The sequence below is a fragment of the Acinetobacter lwoffii genome (genome assembly GCF_022809915.1).
Classification (GTDB): domain Bacteria; phylum Pseudomonadota; class Gammaproteobacteria; order Pseudomonadales; family Moraxellaceae; genus Acinetobacter; species Acinetobacter lwoffii_M.
This window is the reverse complement of the sequence record NZ_JALGQY010000081.1, coordinates 1-1270: the sequence shown is the minus strand read 5'-3', so window position 1 is coordinate 1270 and position 1270 is coordinate 1. Positions and strand designations below refer to the sequence as shown.

2 protein-coding genes are annotated in these 1270 nt (G+C 48.0%); both read right to left on the bottom strand.

Annotated elements, in window-relative coordinates; all coding sequences use genetic code 11:
* The coding region (locus MTX11_RS16475) for a TlpA disulfide reductase family protein (RefSeq protein ID WP_243475613.1) at window positions 1-788 on the bottom strand (788 nt) is incomplete at its 3' end.
* The coding region (locus MTX11_RS16470; protein WP_243475612.1) for a thioredoxin fold domain-containing protein at window positions 785-1270 on the bottom strand (486 nt) is incomplete at its 5' end. The genes MTX11_RS16470 and MTX11_RS16475, both read right to left, overlap by 4 nt.

Genomic DNA, 1270 nt, shown 5'->3' with positions numbered 1-1270 from the left:
ATATGCCGCTCGACCAGCTGGCCTTGAGCATTAAAAAACAGCGTCGTTGGCAGGCCAAAACTATTCAGCTGCTGGGGGAGTTCACCATATGGATCCAGCAGGACATGTTTAAATTGAAACTGATGTTTTTTTAAATAGGTATTTACAGTTTCAACCTCCTCACCCTGATTGAGCATGACAAAATTCACTTGAGGATGTTGCTTGGCTGCTTTGGCCAACACCGGCATTTCGCGATGACACGGCGGACACCAGCTCGCCCACAAATTAATTACCGTGGGCTGGCCAATGAACTGGCTGAGTGAAACCTTGTCTGTACCCAGACGCTCCTGTTCCAGTCCAGCAAAGGCGAGATCAGGAAACGCTGCTTCAGTTTTTAGACTGGATTTGAACGCGAGCCAAAGCCCGATCCAGAGTACCAATATGATCAACAAGATGGCTTTGAATCGGGTCTGCAACTGTCTGTTTCGAATGACATACCACAAAGCACCAATCAGCACCCCTCCCCATAAATGGAAACCTTTGTCCTGGATTTTCAGTATGTCGATGGGTGCTGCAAAATACAGCTCGGCATTAAGCAGGACGAAAACAAGACGCGCACCCAGCATCCCCAGCAAAAAACTGCTCCAGAGCAAATCCTGACTTTGTCCAAGCAGCCGTTTAGACCATGAATACTTTCTGGCTAATCCAAACAGCACGGCAGATAACAGCATCAAGCCAGTGGCAACAATTATGAGTGTCCAGGGCAACATCAAAGGTCCCAGATGTAGCGCATCACTTGAAATCATCATGGTTGTTCCCCTTGCAGTTGCTGCAATTTACCGAGCAAATGTGTTGCGCTAAAAGTTCCTGTCAAGCGCAACTCGCGCTGTTCCTGATGTGCTGCATTTAAAAATATAAAGGTGGGCGGACCGAGGATTTGCCATTCTTTTAGCAGCTCATCCTGACTTGGATGATAGTGGGTCAGGTCTAATTTGATACGAATCACATTTTGTAAAGCCGCTTGGACATCACTACGTGGAATCACTTCCTTTTCAATCGGTTGACAGGCCACACACCAGTCTGCATAGACATCAATCACCACCGGGTGTGCAGGATGTTTAACTAAAACCTGTCGCAATTGTGCGGCTGTACTGACCTTCTGCCATTCAAGCCGTGATTCTACATGGGCCACCTGTACCTGACTCCAGACATGGTAGAGCTGCATGCCTCCTGCATAGACCAGTAAACCACTGAGCAGCATCAGGCCTATTTTCGCTACAGACCGATGCAC